The sequence below is a fragment of the Caulobacter sp. P4_E5 genome (assembly GCF_056401555.1).
In genome coordinates this window covers 37,361-52,653 of record NZ_JBFUJD010000011.1, presented here as the reverse complement: position 1 = coordinate 52,653, position 15,293 = coordinate 37,361, and the positions used below count along the sequence as shown (strand labels likewise).

Sequence of the window (15,293 nt, the reverse complement as noted above, 5' to 3'; positions counted from 1 at the left end):
TCCGCTTCGCTACGGCCGGGATGACGAGATTTTTGTAGGCGGACAATAGATGACCCTCATCCTCGCCGGCACGATCCGCATCGCGCCCGAACGGCTGGCCGAGCTGCGTCCGCACCTGCGCGCCCAGGTCGAGGGCACACGCGGCGAGCCGGGCTGCCTGGACTACGCCCTGACCGAGGACCCGCTGGATCCCGGCCTGATCCGGGTCTACGAGCATTTCGAGAGCGAGGCGGCGTTGGAATTCCATCGCGCCACGCCGCACATGGCCGCCTGGCGCGCCGCCTGCGCCGACCTGGGCGTGCACGGCCGCGACCTGTCGTCCTTCGACGTTTCCGACTACCGCCAAATCTAAGCGCAAAAATCTAGAGAGAGCCTTTCATGTCCACCCTGCTGCTCCTGCCCGGCGACGGCATCGGCCCGGAAGTCTGCGCGCAGGTGCGCCGCGTGGCGGCCGCCCTCACCCCGGACCTCCAGGTCTCGGACGCGCCCTACGGCGGTTCCAGCTATGACGCCCACGGCACGCCGCTGCTGGACGAGGTCCGCGACCAGGCCATCGCCAGCGACGCGGTGCTGATGGGCGCCGTCGGCGGTCCGCAATGGACCAACGCCCCGCGCCACCTGCGCCCGGAAGCCGGCCTGCTGAACCTGCGCAAGGCCATGGATGTGTTCGCCAACCTGCGCCCGGCCTACTGCTTCGAGGCCCTGGCCGGCGCGTCCAGCCTGAAGACCGAGCTGGTCTCGGGCCTGGACATCATGTTCGTGCGCGAACTGGTCGGCGGAGTCTATTTCGGCCAGCCGCGCGGCATCGAGGACCTGCCGGACGGCCAGAAGAAGGGCTTCGACACCGCCGTCTACACCACCAGCGAGATCGAGCGCGTCGGCCGCGTGGCCTTCGAACTGGCCCGGGGCCGGACCAACAAGGTCCACTCGGCCGAGAAGTCGAACGTCATGGAGTCGGGCCTGCTGTGGAAGCAGGTGATCACCGAGCTGCACGCCCGCGAATACTCTGACGTCCAGCTGGAGCACATCCTGGCCGACAACTGCGCCATGCAGCTGGTCCGCGCGCCCAAGCAGTTCGACGTCATCGTCACCGACAACCTGTTCGGCGACATCCTGTCCGACGCCGCCGCCATGCTGACCGGCTCGCTGGGCATGCTGCCCTCGGCCGCCCTGGGCGCGCCGGGCAAGCCGGGCCTGTACGAGCCGATCCACGGCTCGGCCCCCGACATCGCCGGCAAGGGCCTGGCCAATCCGCTGGCCGCCATCCTGTCATTCGAGATGGCGCTGCGCTGGTCGCTGGGCCAGGTCGAGGCCGCCGACGCCCTGCTGGCGGCGGTCAAGAAGACCCTCGACCAGGGCGCCCGGACGCGAGACCTGGGCGGTTCATTGAGCACTGTCGAGATGGGCGACGCCGTTCTGGCGAACATCTGACGTACAGATAACGGCGATATACTTGTTAACCGAAATGAGACCTTAAGACTTATCGCCGAATTCCTGCCTTGCTTGCGCAAGGACGGGGTTCGGTGATGCGTTTTCAAGATCTGCGGATGTCGGCGAAGCTGGGCTTGGCATTCTGCGCCGTGATCCTGGTCTCGGCCGTGTCTTCTACGGTGGTGTTCACCAGCCTGAAGAAGATCAACGAGGCCTCGGTCTCCAGCCAGCGCAGCCTGGCCCTGGTCGCCCAGGCCGAGGCGATCATGGTCCAGGTCATCGAGCAGCAGAACGCCGTGCGCGGTTACGCGCTGCTGGGCGAGCCTCGCCTGGCCGACAACTACGCCACCGCCAAGACCGAGTTCGACACCCGCCTCGACGCCTTCGAGGCCAAGACCACCGTGGCCGCCCAGAAGGCCCGTATCCAGAAGCTGCGCGCGGCCATGGCCGAATGGCGCCGCGATGTCGGCGAGCCGGCCATGCGCCTGGCCGCCGATCCGGCGGGCCGGCCCCAGGCCGCCGAGCTGGCCGGGCAGAAGAGCCTCAGCAAGCTTCGGACCCTGCAGGCCGAACTGGTCGCCGCGGCCGAGGAGCGCGTGGCCATCCGGGCCAGGGAGGTCAAGGCCGCCCAGACGCTGGCCAATTGGTCGCTGCTGATCGGCGGCGCGACGGCCCTGGCGGTCGCCGGCCTGATGGGCTGGCTGCTGTCGAGCGCCGTCGGCGGCCCGGTCGCCGCCATGACCAGCGCCATGCGCCGCCTGGCCGCCGGCGACCACGCGGTCGAGGTCCCCGCGACCGGCCGCAAGGACGAGGTCGGCCAGATGGCCGACGCCGTCGTCGTCTTCAAGGACGCCGCCATCGAGAAGCTGCGCATCGAGGCGCAGGTCGAGGTCCACCGCGCCGCCGCCGAGGCCGAGCGCGAACAGCGCGAACGCGAGAAGGCCGCCGAGGCCGAGGCCGACGCCTTCGCCATGACCGCCCTGGCCCAGGCCCTGGACCGCCTGGCGTCCGGCGACCTGACCTTCCGCATCACCGCCCAGCTGGCCCCCAAGACCGCCCGGCTGAAGAGCGACTTCAACACCGCCGCCGACCGCCTGCAGGACGCCCTTCGCGGCATCAACGGCGCCACCGGCGGCATCCACGCCGGCTCGGAAGAGATCGCCCAGGCCTCGGACGACCTGTCGCGCCGCACCGAGCAGCAGGCCGCCAGCCTGGAAGAGACCGCCGCCGCTCTGGACGAGATCACCGCCACCGTGCGCAAGACCGCCTCGGGGGCCCTGGAGGTCTCGAGCCTGGTCGCCCAGGCCCGCGCCGGGGCCGAGCGCTCGGGGACGATCGTCGAGCAGGCGGTCACGGCCATGAGCCAGATCGAGACCTCGTCGAACCAGGTCAACCAGATCATCGGGGTGATCGACGAAATCGCCTTCCAGACCAACCTCTTGGCCCTGAACGCCGGGGTCGAGGCCGCCCGGGCGGGCGACGCCGGTCGCGGCTTCGCGGTGGTCGCGCAAGAGGTGCGGGCCCTGGCCCAACGCTCGGCCGACGCGGCCAAGGAGATCAAGACCCTGATCTCGACCTCGACCCGGCAGGTCGGGGCCGGGGTCGACCTGGTGGCCCAGACCGGCGAGGCCCTGCGCGCCATCGTCGGCCAGGTCGCCTCGATCGACGCCCTGGTCAAGGAGATCGCCGCCTCGGCCCAGGAGCAGTCCACGGGCCTGCACCAGGTCAATGTCGCGGTGAACCAGATGGACCAGGTCGTCCAGCAGAACGCCGCCATGGTCGAGGAAGCCACCGCCGCCACCCACTCGCTGAAGGGCGAGGCCGGCGAGCTGGCGGTGCTGGTCAGCCGCTTCCAGGTCGGCCCAGCCCAGGCCGGCGCGGTCGCCCGCGCCGCCTGACGGCTTCCACTTACCGGCGTTTACATTCTAGGCTCTTCCCAACAAGAAAAGTTGGGAGAGCCGATGATCCCGGGCCTGATGCAGACCCCGCCGCTGATGATCAGCGGCATCCTCACCTATGCGGCCCAGGCCCATGGGGCGCGCGAGATCGTCTCCCGCCTGATCGACGAGCCCGTGTGGCGCTACGACTATGCGGGCCTTGGCCGGCGCGCGGCCCAGGCGGCGCACGCGCTGAAGCGGCTAGGCGTGGCCTCGGGCGACCGGGTCACCTCCCTGGCCTGGAACACCCACCGGCACCTGGAGCTGTTCTACGCCGTCCCCGGGATCGGCGCGGTGCTGCACACGGCCAACCCCCGCCTGTTCGACGAGCAGATCGTCTACACGATCAATCACGCGCAAAGCGCGGTGCTGTTCTTCGAGCGCAATTTCGCGGCCCTGGTCGAGCGGATCGCGCCGCAGCTGACCACCGTGAAGACCTTCGTCATGCTGTCGGACGCCGAGCGGACCCTCCCTGGATCGGTCGGCGCGATCAGCTACGAGACCCTGATCGCCGGCGAGCCCGAGACGATCGACTGGCCGGTGTTCGACGAGAATGCCGGAGCCTTCCTCTGCTACACCTCGGGCACGACGGGCGATCCCAAGGGGGTGCTCTATTCGCACCGGGCCGTGGTGCTGCACGCCATGGCCGGCGGGCTGAACAGCGCCTTCGGCTTCACGGCGTTCGACGTGGTCATGCCCTGTTCCAGCCTCTATCACGCCACCGCCTGGGGCCTGCCGTTCAGCGCGCCGCTGTGCGGGGCCAAGCTCGTTTTGCCCGCCGACAAGATGGACGGCGCCAGCCTACACGCCTTGATCGAGGACGAAGGCGTCACCTTCACCGGCGGCGTTCCGACCATCTGGACGATGTACCTGGCGTGGCTCGAGAAAAACGACGCCTCGCCGACGACGCTCAAGCGCGTGGTCATCGGCGGCAGCGCCGTGCCGCGCGCCATGGCCGAGGCGTTCAAGCGGCTCTACGGCGTCCAGACCCTGCAGATCTGGGGCATGACCGAGACCTGTCCGATCGGTGTGGTCGCCACCCCCACCCCCGCCCTCGCCGCGCTGGGCGAGGCGGCGATGGACGAGGCGATCTGGACCCGCCAGGGCCGGCTGCAGTTCGGCATCGAACTGAAGGTCGAGACCGAGGACGGCGCCGACGCCCCGTGGGACGGCGAGACCTCCGGCGCCCTCTTGGTGCGCGGCCCCTGGGTGGTGCGCCGCTATTTCCGCCAGTCGGCCGACGCCGCCCGCGCCGACGGCTGGTTCGACACCGGCGACATCGCCACGCTCGACGCCAACGGCTTCATGCGGATCACCGACCGCCAGAAGGACGTCATCAAGTCCGGCGGCGAATGGATCAGCTCGATCGACCTGGAGAACGTCGCCGTCGGCTGCCCGGGCGTGAAGATCGCCGCCGTGATCGGCGTGCCGCACCCCAAGTGGGAGGAACGGCCGCTGCTGGTCATCGAGGCCCACGCGGGCTCGGAGGTGACCAAGGCCGCCGTGCTCGACTATCTGGCTCCGCGCATCGTCAAGTGGTGGACCCCCGACGACGTGGTCTTCGCCCCGGTGCCGCTGACCGCCACCGGCAAGATCGACAAGAAGGTGCTGCGCGCGGCGTGGAAGGGGCATTTGGGCGGCTGAGGCCCCGCCCCTAGAACTTCAACCGCCAGCTCTCCGACACCAGGTCCGCGCCGAACCCGTCATAGGGCCAGCTCTCCTCCAGCACGAAGCCGGCGGCGGCGTAGAGCTTGCGGGCGGGCAGCAGGTTGGCCTGGGTCCACAGCACGACCTCGGCATAGCCGGCGTCTCGCGCGAAGCCCAGGCAGGCGGCGATCAGGGCCTGGCCGACACCCAGGCCACGCGCCGACGGCTCGACCAGCAGCAGGCGCAGCCGGCCGACCGTGTCGCTCTCGCGCGCCAGCAGGATCGAGCCGACCTTTTGGCCCTCATGCTCGGCGATCCAGCAGGCCTCGCGGGCCGGGTCGTGGGTCTTGACGTAGTCGGAGACCACGCCGGCCACCACGCCCTCGAACCGATGGTCCCAACCCTGCTCGGCCGTATAGAGCGCGCCGTGGCGCTGGACGATCCAGCCCAGGTCGCCGGGCGCGGGCGGACGCAGGGTGATCATGCTTCGAGCAACGCCTTCAGCTTGGCCAGGTCGCGCCCGACCATCGCCGCGTCGCGGTCGAAGGCCGCGTCGTCATAGCGGTTCGACGGCCGGTAGAGGGTCAGCACCACCTCGGCCCCTTCGCCATTGGTCATCACCCGCAGCGGCAAGTAGAGCTCGGTCCCGTCCGGCAGGGTCACCCAGTGGTCGAGCACGCCATAGGTATTCTGTGGCGAGAACCGCACCCGCACCTCGCCGTCCGGACCCTGGCCGACCCACTGGTCGCCGTCCTGGGTCAGGCCCGAGGCCAGGCCCGCCGCCCACTTGGGGAAGCTCTCCGGCTTCCAGGCGAAGGCGTAGACCTCCGCCGCCGGCCTGTGGATCCGGATGCTGATGTGCCGGGACTCGAACATGCGCCTACTCCACTGTCATCTGGGTCTGGGTGACCACCGCCACGAGCTTGCCGTTTTCAGTCTCGAGTCGCGTGGTCCAGACACTGGAGCGGCGGCCGACGTGCAGCGGCATCGCGGTCGCCACGACCGTGCTCCCCACCTTGGCCGAGCCGATGAAGTTGGTCTTGCTCTCCAGCGTCGTGGTGCGCTTGCCCTCGGGCGTCGACAGGAAGGCGCCGATCGCGCCCAAGGTGTCGGCCAGGGCCATGGCCGCGCCGCCGTGCAAGATGCCGCCGGCGGTGCACAGGTCAGGCCGAACGACGAGCCGCCCCTCGACGCGGTCGGGGGCGGCGTGGGTCACCGACACGCCCATCAGGGCGGCGAACGGCAATAGGTCGAGGTCGAAGCCGGGCGTGCTCATGCCAGCATCTGACGCCCGTCTCCTCACGTCATGCAAGAGGCTCAGCGCTCGCTGTCGAGGTGAGCCATCATCGCCTCGGCGTAGCGCGTGCCCGCCACGGCCTCGGCCGGCACCGCGGCTTCGATGGCGGCCAGATCCTCGGGCGTCAGGCTGACCTCCAGCGCGCCCAGGGCCTCGGCCAGGCGGTCGCGGCGGCGGGCCCCGATCAGCGGGACGATGTCGTCGCCGCGCGAGGCGACCCAGGCGATGGCGGCCTGAGCCGTGGTCACGCCCTTGGCCTCGGCGACGCCGCGCAGGGCCTCGACCAGCCCGAGATTGGCGTCGAGGTTCTGGCCGGCGAAGCGCGGGCTCATGGCGCGGAAGTCGCGACCGACCTTGCCGCTGTCCTTGGTCCAGTGACCGCTGATCAGGCCGCGCGACAGCACGCCATAGGCGGTCATGCCGATGCCCAGCTCGCGCAAGGTCGGCAGGATGTCGGCCTCGACGCCGCGCGAGATCAGCGAATATTCGATCTGCAGGTCGACGATCGGCGCGACCTTGGCCGCCCGGCGGATCGTGTCGGAGCCCACCTCCGACAGGCCGATGTGGCGGACATAGCCGGCCTGGACCATCTCGGCGATCGCCCCGATCGTGTCTTCGATCGGCACGTCGGGATCCAGGCGCGAGGGGCGATAGATGTCGATGTAATCGACGCCCAGGCGCTTGAGGCTATAGGCCAGGAAGTTCTTGATCGCGGCGGGACGGCCGTCATAGCCGAGGAACTGGCCGACCGGGTCGCGCAGGGCGCCGGTCTTGACGCTGAGCACCAGCTTGTCGCGCTTGTCGCGCTTGTGGCGCTTCAGCGCCTCGCCGATCAGCATCTCGTTGTGGCCCATGCCGTAGAAGTCGCCGGTGTCGATCAGGGTGATTCCAGCCTCGACGGCGGCGTCGAAGGTGGCCAGGCTCTCGGCCCGGTCGCTGGGGCCGTACATGTCCGACATGCCCATGCAGCCGAGGCCGAAGGCGGAAACGACGGGGCCGGTCTTGCCGAGTTGGCGGGTTTTCATGGTGGTTCTCCGGGTTGGCGGAGCGGGTTATGCGCCCGATCGTTTCGTGCGATAATCCATGCAAGTCCGCACGGGCCGTTCTGGATTTCGCACAATGCAGCAAGCCGACTTCGCCGATCTCGACGCCTTCACGGCCGTGGCCCGAGCGCGCGGCTTCCGCGCCGCCGCCGGCCTGCGCAATGTCTCGGCCTCGTCGCTGAGCGAGGCGGTGCGGCGGCTGGAGACGCGGCTGGGCGTGCGCCTCTTGAACCGCACCACCCGCAGCGTCACGCCCACCGAGGCCGGCCAGAAGCTGCTGGAGCGCCTGTCCCCCGCCCTGGCCGACGTCGCCCTGGCCCTGGACGAGGTCAACGCCTTCCGCGACAGCCCGACCGGCACCCTGCGCCTGAACGTGCCGGTGGTGGTGGCCAAGGTGATGATGCCGCGCCTGATCCCGAAGTTCCTGGCCCAGAACCCGGGCGTGGCCGTCGAGATCGTCGCCGAGGACAATTTCATCGACGTGCTGGCCGCCGGCTACGACGCCGGGGTCCGCTACGACGAACGGCTGGAGAAGGACATGATCGCCGTGCCGCTGTCGGGCCCGCAGCGGTTCGTCGTCGTCGGCTCACCGGCCTATTTCGCCGCCCACGGCCGGCCGACCCATCCCCGCGAGGTGCTGGACCACGCCTGCATCCGCCACCGCTTCGCCAGCGGCGTGTCCTATCCGTGGGAGTTCGAGAAGGACGGCGAGGTCATCCGCCTCGATCCGCCCGGCCGGTTGACCACCACCGACGCCGACCTGAAGCAGGCCGCCTGCGAGGCGGGTGTCGGGCTGTTGGCCACCTTCGAGGACTTCGTGGCCGAGGCGATCGCGGCCGGGCGGCTGGAGACGGTGCTGGAGGACTGGCTGCCCGCGTTCACCGGCCCCTATCTCTACTATCCCAGCCGCCGGCACATGCCCGCGCCGCTGCGGGCCTTCGTCGATTTCGTCAAGGCCGAGCGGGCGCCTTAGGCCCCCGCCGCCTTGCGGAACAGCCCGGCCGAGGCGAGCCACAGGGCCGCGAAGATCACGGTCACGCCGATCAGGTCGCGCGGCCAGGCCTGGCCCTCTGCGCCCAGGTCACCGACCAGGGCGATGATCATGATCGCCACCTGGGCCAGCGCCGCGGCCCCCATGGCGTGAGCCATGCCGGCGGGCTTGAGCCGCGCCATCGCCGCTCCGCCGATCACGATCAGCAGCACGCCCGCGTACATCAGGTTGGCGGCGTTGGCCTCGGAGCCGATGATCCCGACCGCGCCGGTGACCAGCACCAGCAGCACGGACGCCAGCAGGGCCAGGCCGACGGCGGCGCGATAGGCCAAGCTGCCCGATTTCCAGGTGACGAATTCGAGGACCAGCCCCGAGCCGATCAGCAAACCGCCGAACAGGCCGAAGTCGAACAGCGTCCACTTCACCTCGGCGGTGAATTGCATCGCCACCCACGGCGTCGCGATCAGGGCGGCCACCGCCGACCAGGCGGCGATCCGCCAGCCGTTGCTCAAGCCGCCACGCTTCATGGTGTCGTTCATCGTCATCCCCGTCAGGCCCTTTTGAGTGAGACGCACAGCTTGGCGCGGCCGCTGGTGAGCGGCATGAGCGAATTGTGAGGCCTTGCTGAAAAGTGGGGGTTCGGGCGGTCGGATCGGGGCGTTTGGAAACTCGCGGCTTGAACGTCCGCTCAGGGTGGGTTGCGGACGTTGACCGCAGGAGGCTCGCGGCTAAGCTCCCGCCATGTTTGAAACGGCACCAACAGCGCGGGCTGATCTGAAGGCGGGTGCGGTCTATGCCGTGACCGGCGAAAACGATTGGATCTACTACGCGCAAGTCACTCCTTCGAAGGATTTGGCCTTCTTTCGCCTTCGAAGTCGCGAGTTAGAGGCGGTGGACGTGCCTCTAAGTCGCCCCGCCATGAGCACCACAACGGTTGCCGGGCCTTCGATAACCAGAGCACTGCGCGCAGGGGCGTGGAAACATCTCGGCCGGCACGAACTGGCCGAGGGGGCGAGCGCGCCCGCACTCTATGTGCAATGGCCGGTCGGCACGCTCACCGTAACGGTCTGTCAGGATGGGACGCCGGCGTTCGACACCGGAGCTGATGACCCTGCGATTCAAGCCGTCGAGTTGATGGCTGTATGGGATGCTGAAGCTCACATCCCGCAAAGGCTCACCGCTGATTTTGGCGAGGAAGAAGCCGCTTGGCATGTCGGCGGCCCCATTTGGCGGGAACGCCTGATTAGGGAGGAGCGAGCGCGTCGCTGGCCCGATCAACCAGCTCATAGACTTCCACCCGACTGGGTATCAACGAGCGTCCGCTAAGGGTCGCAAGCCGACCTCCGGGTCGGGTGCGATCCTTAGATCTCTTGGAGGCTGCAGCGTGCAGGGCTGATCAGGTCAGTCAAGGACGATGCTCCGCGTCGCCGCGCGCGGCCGCCGGAGGCGGTCCTTGAGTGACCTGATCAGCCCTGCGATCCTCTCGCCGTGAGATGTAAGGAGGGCTCCTTCTCCGGGGGAGAAGGGTTCTCAAGCAAGCGAGGGCATCCACCAAAATCCCTCTCTCATGGAGAGAGGGAGGGGCCCGCCGCGTAGCGGTGGGAGGGTGAGTGGGTAGGCGAAGCCCCTGGACGATCTGGGCGCTGTCGAGGGACTCAGTGCCGGCGCGCCGGCTGAGGGTGTAACCACTCACCCTCCCACGCTTCGCGTGGGCCCCTCCCTCTCTCTCAGAGAGAGGGATTCATGGAGATTCACGGGGATTGAGCGGGCTGTATCCTCGGCATTCGCGACATCGAAGCCAGCGAAATCAACGCCTTCTCACTTTTACGCGCCTCTGAATGATCCGCGTTCAGCCCCGCGCCATACTCATAGCTGTCCCCGTCGCAAGGGGAGGGCGCTTGGATCCGGCCCGAAGCGGCGACGGGGATAGGTTGAGCGGGGCCGCTGGCGGTTCCCGGCGACCTCGTCAGGTCGCGCGGCTTACTCTTTAGGAGCGCGTGCGAGTGACGGGACCGTCCGGGATCAAATCGTCAGCGGAGCGACAGGGCGGTGATCGTACAAGCCGCCTATCGTGGATCGCCGAGCTGGAGACGGAATAGCCGATCCAGTTGGTCCACGCCCGTCCGGGGGTAGCGGAGGCCCGAGCAGATAACGCTCACGCCCGCCGTCCTCACGGAAAGAACAGCCTGGCGGAGCGGTAAGCGAACCGAAACGCACACAAACCCTTACGGTCATCCGGGTTCGCCCGGCCGCTCCGTCGCCTCCCCACCCACTTCAGCGGTGAACCGCGTGAAGCGGCGAAGCCGTGCCTGAGCGCCCCCTCCGTCTCGTCGCGTATTCGCGCCGATCCACCTCCCCCGCTTCGCAAGGGAGGAGGAACATCCTCCTCACCCGTGCAACGGGGGAGGTGGCGCGAGGCGCAGCCTCGTGACGGAGGGGGCGCTCGGCCGGCGGAGATCTGGATCGGCCCCCTCTAGGAGGCAGAGGGACAGCGCCTTTGAAGCGGAGACGCCGCGCGTTCTAGACCGGCAGCGGCCGGGGCTTGCGGTGCTCGTCGATGGCCACGAACGTGAACACGCCTTCGGTGACCTTGTGGGCCTGCTCGCCGTCGCGGCGGCGGCGCCAGGCCTCGACGGCGACCTTCAGCGAGGTGCGGCCGGTGTGGACGACCTTGGCGAACAGGCTGACCTCGTCGCCGACGAACACCGGGCTGATGAAGGTCATGCCGTCGATGGCGATGGTGGCGCAGCGGCCAGCCGCGCGGTGGAAGGCGATCGAGGCCGCCGCCAGGTCCATCTGCGACAGCAGCCAGCCGCCGAAGATGTCGCCTTCGGGATTGGTGTCGGACGGCATGGCGATGGCGCGCAGCACCGGCGCCTCGTGCGGCCACTGGGCCTTTTCCCAGGCCTTGGCCAGGGTCTCGGCGCGCTCTTCCGGCGAGATCGCGTCGGTCAAGCTAGTGACCGCCGGCGCCTTCGTAGACGCCCGGCGCCAGGATCTCGTCCTCGTCGCCCACGGCCGTCGAGGCCACGAAGCGGCGGTCGCAATAGGAGCAGTCGACGAAGCCCGCCGCGCCCATCTCCAGCCACACGCGCGGATGGCCCAGCGCCCCGCCGACGCCGTCGCAGGCGATGCGGTGCGAGCGGACCATGATCGTCTCGGGGGCGGGACCGGCGTTGGCCAGCGTGTCCATGGCGGTCGGGACCGTCTGGGGCTCGGCCGTCGCCGAACCGGGCAGGGCGTCGAGAGCGGAGGTGGACTTGGCCTTGCGCGCCATGGGCGAAACCTTCGAATTCAGACCGTGGCCTTGGCGTGGCCGCGAACGAGGCATACCTATGCGACGCCGGAAGGCGCCGTCAATCGACGCGCGCCTCATACGGTGTTTCGCCTACCGATCTGGCCGTCTCTATTTGGCCCATCCCTATTTGGAATGCCCATGGACCTGCCCGCCTACGCCATCGAAGCCGAAGGCCTCTACAAGACCTATGCCGGCACCAAGACCTCGCCGGAAAAGCGCGCCTTGAACGGCATCGACCTGAAGATCCCGCGTGGCTCGATCTTCGGCCTGCTGGGTCCCAACGGCGCGGGCAAATCGACCTTCATCAACATCCTGGCCGGCCTGGTGCGCAAGAGCTCCGGCACGGTGCGGATCTGGGGCCGCGACATCGACCAGCGGCCGCGCGACGCCCGCGCGGCGATCGGCGTGGTGCCGCAGGAGCTGGCCGCCGACGTCTTCTTCACCCCGCGCGAGTCGCTGGAGGTCCAGGCGGGCTTCTATGGCGTGCCCAAGAACGAACGCCGCACCGACGAGCTGCTGAACGTCCTGGGGCTGGGCGACAAGGCCAACGCCTATGTCCGCCAGCTGTCGGGCGGCATGAAGCGCCGCCTGATGGTGGCCAAGGCCATGGTCCACCAGCCGCCGGTGCTGATCCTCGACGAACCGACCGCCGGGGTCGATGTCGAGCTGCGCCGCCAGCTCTGGCAATACGTCCAGGGGCTGAACGCGCTGGGCGTCACCATCGTGCTGACCACCCACTATCTCGAGGAAGCCCAGGAGCTGTGCGACGAGATCGCCATCGTCAACCGCGGCGAGGTCGTCGCCTGCGAGCCGACCGCGACCCTGCTGCGCCGGATGGACAGCCGCAACGTCGTGGTCACCCCCGACGACCCGGTGACCACCGCCCCGGCCCTGGCCGGCTTCGACACCAAGCTGCGGGCCAACGGCGCCTTCCAGGTCAGCTATCGCACCGGCCAGTCCAGCGTCGAGCAGGTGCTGGCGGCGGTGCGGGCCAGCGGCGTCCACATCAAGGACATCGCCACCGAGGACCCCGATCTGGAGGACGTCTTCCTGGCCCTGACCTACGGCGACCCGAACGCGGCCGATCCGACCAAGGACTGATCACGCGGCGAGCCTTCGCGCTTCGAACGCGAAGGTCGCTTGCCAGTCTCAGCGGCGCACGCCAGCTTCGCCGCGAAATCGGTGCGGAGGGGCGTGATGGCGATGCGGATCCTGGGACTCGTGGCGGCCTTTTGGCTTGGCGTGGCGGGCATCTCGCCCGCGGCCCACGCCGAGACCAAGCCGATCCCGATCAAGGTCGTGGTGCTGGCCACCTTCGAGATCGGCGAGGTCACCGGCGATCGGCCCGGCGAGTTCCAGCCCTGGGTCGAGGGCGTGCCGCTGACGCAGACCATCGCGGTCCCCGGCCTGCGCCACCCGGCCCGCTATTCGCCCAAGGACGGCGTTCTGGGCGTGATGACCGACATGCGGGCCCGGGCTCGCGAGAGCGTCGCGGCCCTGATCCTGTCGGGCCAGTTCGACTTCTCGAAGACCTACTGGGTCGTCGCCGGCATCGCCGGGGTCGATCCCAAGGTCGCCTCGATCGGCAGCGCCGCCTGGGCCCGCTATGTCGTCGACGCCGATCCGATCTACGAGGTCGACGACCGCGAGATCCCGGCCGACTGGCCCTACGGCCTCTATTCGCTGGAGACCGACCGGCCCAACGTGAAGGGCTCGGCCAAGGGCTCGTCCGGCATGGTCTGGGCGCTGAACTGGCGGCTGGTCGACTGGGCCCACGGCCTGACCGCCAAGACGCCGATCCCGGACTCCCCGGCCCTGGCCGCCCTGCGCGCCCCCTATGTCGGCGACCCGAACGCCACGAGGCCCCCCTTCGTCCTCAAGGGCGAAGCCCTGGGCGCCACCCGGTTCTGGCACGGCGCCAAGCGCACCCAGTGGGCCGAAGACTGGGTGAAGCTCTGGACCGACGGGGCGGGAACCTTCACCATGACCGACTGCGAGGACCAGGGGATCCTCGACGTGCTCGACCTCTACGCCAAGGCCGGCAAGGTCGATTTCGAGAGGGTCCTGGTGCTGCGCACGGCCAGCAACTATTCGCGCCCGCCGCTGGGCGCCCCGACCTTCCCCCGCGCCTTCCACGGCGAAGGGGCGATGGCGGCGTTCGACTCGGCCTATCGCGTGGGCTCGGTCGTCGTCCGCGAACTGGCGGGGCATTGGGACAAGTACGAGACGACGACGCCAAACGTCACGTCCAACACCGGGGCGTCCATCGGGGGAACGACGAAATGATCGAGCGGATGTTCAAGCTCTCGGCCCAAGGGACCTCGGTGCGCACCGAGGTGCTGGCCGGCTTCACCACCTTCCTGACCATGGCCTATATCGTCATCGTCAATCCGACGATCCTGGGCCAGGCCGGCATGCCGGTCGCGGCCGTGGCGGCGGCCACCTGCCTGGCGGCCGGCTTCGGCAGCATCCTGATGGGGCTGATCGCCAACTATCCGATCGCCCTGGCCCCCGGCATGGGCCTCAACGCCTATTTCACCTTCACCGTCGTCAAGGGCATGGGCGTGCCGTGGGAGACCGCCCTGGGCTGCGTCTTCCTGTCGGGCGTGGCCTTCCTGATCCTGACCGTGGCGGGCATTCGCCAGCTGATCGTCGGGGCCATTCCGCGTCCGCTGTTCTCGGCCGTTGCCGCGGGCGTGGGCCTGTTCATCGCCTTCATCGGCCTGAAGGAGGCCGGCATCATCGTCGCCGACCCGGCCACCACCGTGGCGCTGGGCGACCTGACCAAGCCGACCGCCGCCCTGGCCATTCTCGGCCTCCTCATCATGAGCGGGCTGATGGTCTGGCGGGTGAAGGGCGCGATCCTGATCGGCATTCTCGTGGCCGCCCTCGCCGCCTGGGCCCTGGGCATGGCCAAGATCGCGCCCGGCGACTACGGCCTCGCGGCCCTGACCGCCACCGCCTTCAAGCTGGACGTCCCGGCGGCGCTGCACATCAATGGGGCGATGGGCGTGGCCATGGCGGAGATCATCTTCGTCTTCCTGTTTGTCGACCTGTTCGACAATGTCGGCACCTTGGTCGCGGTGACCAAGAAGGCGGGCCTGGTCCAGCCCGACGGGACGATCCCGCGCCTGAACCGCATCCTGACCGCCGATTCGATCGCCACCATCGGCGGCTCGCTGGCCGGCACCTCGACGGTCGTCAGCTATATCGAGAGCGCCTCGGGTGTCGCGGCCGGCGGCCGCACCGGCCTGACCGCCATCGTGGTCGGCCTGCTGTTCCTGGTCACCCTGTTCTTCGCGCCGTGGGTCCAGGCCATCCCGGCCGCCGCCACGGCGCCGGCCCTGATCATCGTCGGCTCGATGATGATCGGCGCCCTGGCCGACATCGACTGGGAAGATCCCGGCGTGGCCATCCCCGCCTTCCTGACGGTGATCGCCATCCCGCTGACCTTCTCGATCGCCAACGGCCTGGCGTTCGGCATCACCGCCTATGCGGGCCTGACGCTGCTGCGCGGCCAGGCCAAACCGAAGGACTGGCTGCTATTCGTGCTGGCCGCCCTGTTCGTCGCCCGCTTCATCTACATGGGCGCGGCGTGAGCGCCCAAGACCGTTTGCGCATGCGTCGCCTTTCGGCTAAGACCCGCTTC

16 protein-coding genes and 1 pseudogene are annotated in these 15,293 nt (G+C 69.1%); 9 read left to right on the top strand and 8 right to left on the bottom strand.

Annotated features, from left to right (window positions below):
* Positions 1-49: 49 nt before the first annotated feature.
* The 4 genes from AC1DSO_RS05650 to AC1DSO_RS05635 all read left to right on the top strand — a co-directional run bounded on the left by AC1DSO_RS05650 (position 50) and on the right by AC1DSO_RS05635 (position 5,012).
* On the top strand, positions 50-352 hold the full coding sequence (locus tag AC1DSO_RS05650; protein WP_477067916.1) for a putative quinol monooxygenase: 303 nt from the start codon (positions 50-52) through the stop codon (positions 350-352).
* A 26-nt stretch (positions 353-378) separates the two neighbouring features.
* Complete coding sequence (gene leuB / locus AC1DSO_RS05645; protein ID WP_477067915.1) at positions 379-1,431, top strand: 3-isopropylmalate dehydrogenase; 1,053 nt, start codon at positions 379-381, stop codon at positions 1,429-1,431.
* A 95-nt stretch (positions 1,432-1,526) separates the two neighbouring features.
* The gene (locus AC1DSO_RS05640; protein ID WP_477067914.1) at positions 1,527-3,329 is read left to right on the top strand and encodes a methyl-accepting chemotaxis protein; all 1,803 of its coding nucleotides are present in this window, start codon (positions 1,527-1,529) and stop codon (positions 3,327-3,329) included.
* 63 nt (positions 3,330-3,392) lie between these two features.
* The gene (locus AC1DSO_RS05635) at positions 3,393-5,012 is read left to right on the top strand and encodes a long-chain fatty acid--CoA ligase (RefSeq protein ID WP_477067913.1); all 1,620 of its coding nucleotides are present in this window, start codon (positions 3,393-3,395) and stop codon (positions 5,010-5,012) included.
* A 10-nt stretch (positions 5,013-5,022) separates the two neighbouring features.
* Here AC1DSO_RS05635 and AC1DSO_RS05630 read toward each other — a convergent pair whose 3' ends face one another.
* Genes AC1DSO_RS05630 through AC1DSO_RS05615 form a run of 4 tightly spaced genes read right to left on the bottom strand, consistent with a single transcriptional unit; the run spans position 5,023 to position 7,337 of the window.
* Complete coding sequence (locus AC1DSO_RS05630; protein ID WP_477067912.1) at positions 5,023-5,499, bottom strand: GNAT family N-acetyltransferase; 477 nt, start codon at positions 5,497-5,499, stop codon at positions 5,023-5,025.
* The gene (locus AC1DSO_RS05625) at positions 5,496-5,891 is read right to left on the bottom strand and encodes an SRPBCC family protein (RefSeq protein ID WP_477067911.1); all 396 of its coding nucleotides are present in this window, start codon (positions 5,889-5,891) and stop codon (positions 5,496-5,498) included. The genes AC1DSO_RS05630 and AC1DSO_RS05625 overlap by 4 nt, the downstream gene beginning before the upstream one ends.
* A gap of 4 nt (positions 5,892-5,895) precedes the next feature.
* A complete protein-coding gene (locus tag AC1DSO_RS05620) occupies positions 5,896-6,291 on the bottom strand; it encodes a PaaI family thioesterase (protein WP_477067910.1) in 396 nt (131 codons plus the stop codon).
* 41 nt (positions 6,292-6,332) lie between these two features.
* Positions 6,333-7,337 (bottom strand): aldo/keto reductase, encoded by a 1,005-nt coding sequence (locus AC1DSO_RS05615; protein WP_477067909.1) that lies wholly within the window; start codon positions 7,335-7,337, stop codon positions 6,333-6,335.
* Positions 7,338-7,431: 94 nt separating this feature from the next.
* Between AC1DSO_RS05615 and AC1DSO_RS05610 the strand changes: the two genes are divergently transcribed.
* Entirely contained in the window at positions 7,432-8,328 is an 897-nt protein-coding gene (locus AC1DSO_RS05610; RefSeq protein WP_477067908.1) for a LysR family transcriptional regulator, read from the top strand.
* On the opposite strand, the gene AC1DSO_RS05605 is transcribed toward AC1DSO_RS05610, so the two are convergent.
* Positions 8,325-8,885 carry a hypothetical protein gene (locus AC1DSO_RS05605; RefSeq protein ID WP_477067907.1) on the bottom strand — a complete coding sequence of 187 codons (561 nt, stop codon included), beginning with the start codon at positions 8,883-8,885 and terminating at the stop codon, positions 8,325-8,327. The genes AC1DSO_RS05610 and AC1DSO_RS05605 overlap by 4 nt on opposite strands.
* A gap of 202 nt (positions 8,886-9,087) precedes the next feature.
* Here AC1DSO_RS05605 and AC1DSO_RS05600 point away from each other — a divergent pair, with 202 nt between their 5' ends.
* A complete protein-coding gene (locus tag AC1DSO_RS05600) occupies positions 9,088-9,672 on the top strand; it encodes a hypothetical protein (RefSeq protein WP_477067906.1) in 585 nt (194 codons plus the stop codon).
* 1,047 nt (positions 9,673-10,719) lie between these two features.
* Here AC1DSO_RS05600 and AC1DSO_RS05595 read toward each other — a convergent pair.
* The 3 genes and pseudogenes from AC1DSO_RS05595 to AC1DSO_RS05585 all read right to left on the bottom strand — a co-directional run.
* Positions 10,720-10,794 (bottom strand): annotated as a pseudogene (locus AC1DSO_RS05595) (hypothetical protein); the annotation flags it as partial.
* A gap of 72 nt (positions 10,795-10,866) precedes the next feature.
* Positions 10,867-11,301 (bottom strand): acyl-CoA thioesterase, encoded by a 435-nt coding sequence (locus AC1DSO_RS05590; protein WP_047413617.1) that lies wholly within the window; start codon positions 11,299-11,301, stop codon positions 10,867-10,869.
* A gap of 1 nt (position 11,302) precedes the next feature.
* The gene (locus tag AC1DSO_RS05585) at positions 11,303-11,539 is read right to left on the bottom strand and encodes a zinc-finger domain-containing protein (RefSeq protein WP_047413863.1); all 237 of its coding nucleotides are present in this window, start codon (positions 11,537-11,539) and stop codon (positions 11,303-11,305) included.
* A gap of 243 nt (positions 11,540-11,782) precedes the next feature.
* On the opposite strand from AC1DSO_RS05585, the gene AC1DSO_RS05580 reads away from it, so the two are divergent.
* The 3 genes from AC1DSO_RS05580 to AC1DSO_RS05570 all read left to right on the top strand — a co-directional run bounded on the left by AC1DSO_RS05580 (position 11,783) and on the right by AC1DSO_RS05570 (position 15,243).
* Entirely contained in the window at positions 11,783-12,745 is a 963-nt protein-coding gene (locus AC1DSO_RS05580; RefSeq protein WP_477067905.1) for an ABC transporter ATP-binding protein, read from the top strand.
* A gap of 81 nt (positions 12,746-12,826) precedes the next feature.
* Positions 12,827-13,930: a purine nucleoside permease gene (locus AC1DSO_RS05575; RefSeq protein WP_477067946.1), complete on the top strand. Its 1,104-nt coding sequence runs from the start codon at positions 12,827-12,829 to the stop codon at positions 13,928-13,930.
* Positions 13,927-15,243 (top strand): NCS2 family permease, encoded by a 1,317-nt coding sequence (locus AC1DSO_RS05570; protein ID WP_477067904.1) that lies wholly within the window; start codon positions 13,927-13,929, stop codon positions 15,241-15,243. The genes AC1DSO_RS05575 and AC1DSO_RS05570 overlap by 4 nt, the downstream gene beginning before the upstream one ends.
* Positions 15,244-15,293: the final 50 nt, after the last annotated feature.

Coding starts and splice junctions, on each gene's coding strand:
- AC1DSO_RS05650 (WP_477067916.1), top strand. CDS start 50: ATGACCCTCATCCTCGCCGGCACGATCCGCATCGCGCCCGAACGGCTG.
- leuB (WP_477067915.1), top strand. CDS start 379: ATGTCCACCCTGCTGCTCCTGCCCGGCGACGGCATCGGCCCGGAAGTC.
- AC1DSO_RS05640 (WP_477067914.1), top strand. CDS start 1,527: ATGCGTTTTCAAGATCTGCGGATGTCGGCGAAGCTGGGCTTGGCATTC.
- AC1DSO_RS05635 (WP_477067913.1), top strand. CDS start 3,393: ATGATCCCGGGCCTGATGCAGACCCCGCCGCTGATGATCAGCGGCATC.
- AC1DSO_RS05630 (WP_477067912.1), bottom strand. CDS start 5,499: ATGATCACCCTGCGTCCGCCCGCGCCCGGCGACCTGGGCTGGATCGTC.
- AC1DSO_RS05625 (WP_477067911.1), bottom strand. CDS start 5,891: ATGTTCGAGTCCCGGCACATCAGCATCCGGATCCACAGGCCGGCGGCG.
- AC1DSO_RS05620 (WP_477067910.1), bottom strand. CDS start 6,291: ATGAGCACGCCCGGCTTCGACCTCGACCTATTGCCGTTCGCCGCCCTG.
- AC1DSO_RS05615 (WP_477067909.1), bottom strand. CDS start 7,337: ATGAAAACCCGCCAACTCGGCAAGACCGGCCCCGTCGTTTCCGCCTTC.
- AC1DSO_RS05610 (WP_477067908.1), top strand. CDS start 7,432: ATGCAGCAAGCCGACTTCGCCGATCTCGACGCCTTCACGGCCGTGGCC.
- AC1DSO_RS05605 (WP_477067907.1), bottom strand. CDS start 8,885: ATGAACGACACCATGAAGCGTGGCGGCTTGAGCAACGGCTGGCGGATC.
- AC1DSO_RS05600 (WP_477067906.1), top strand. CDS start 9,088: ATGTTTGAAACGGCACCAACAGCGCGGGCTGATCTGAAGGCGGGTGCG.
- AC1DSO_RS05585 (WP_047413863.1), bottom strand. CDS start 11,539: ATGGACACGCTGGCCAACGCCGGTCCCGCCCCCGAGACGATCATGGTC.
- AC1DSO_RS05580 (WP_477067905.1), top strand. CDS start 11,783: ATGGACCTGCCCGCCTACGCCATCGAAGCCGAAGGCCTCTACAAGACC.
- AC1DSO_RS05570 (WP_477067904.1), top strand. CDS start 13,927: ATGATCGAGCGGATGTTCAAGCTCTCGGCCCAAGGGACCTCGGTGCGC.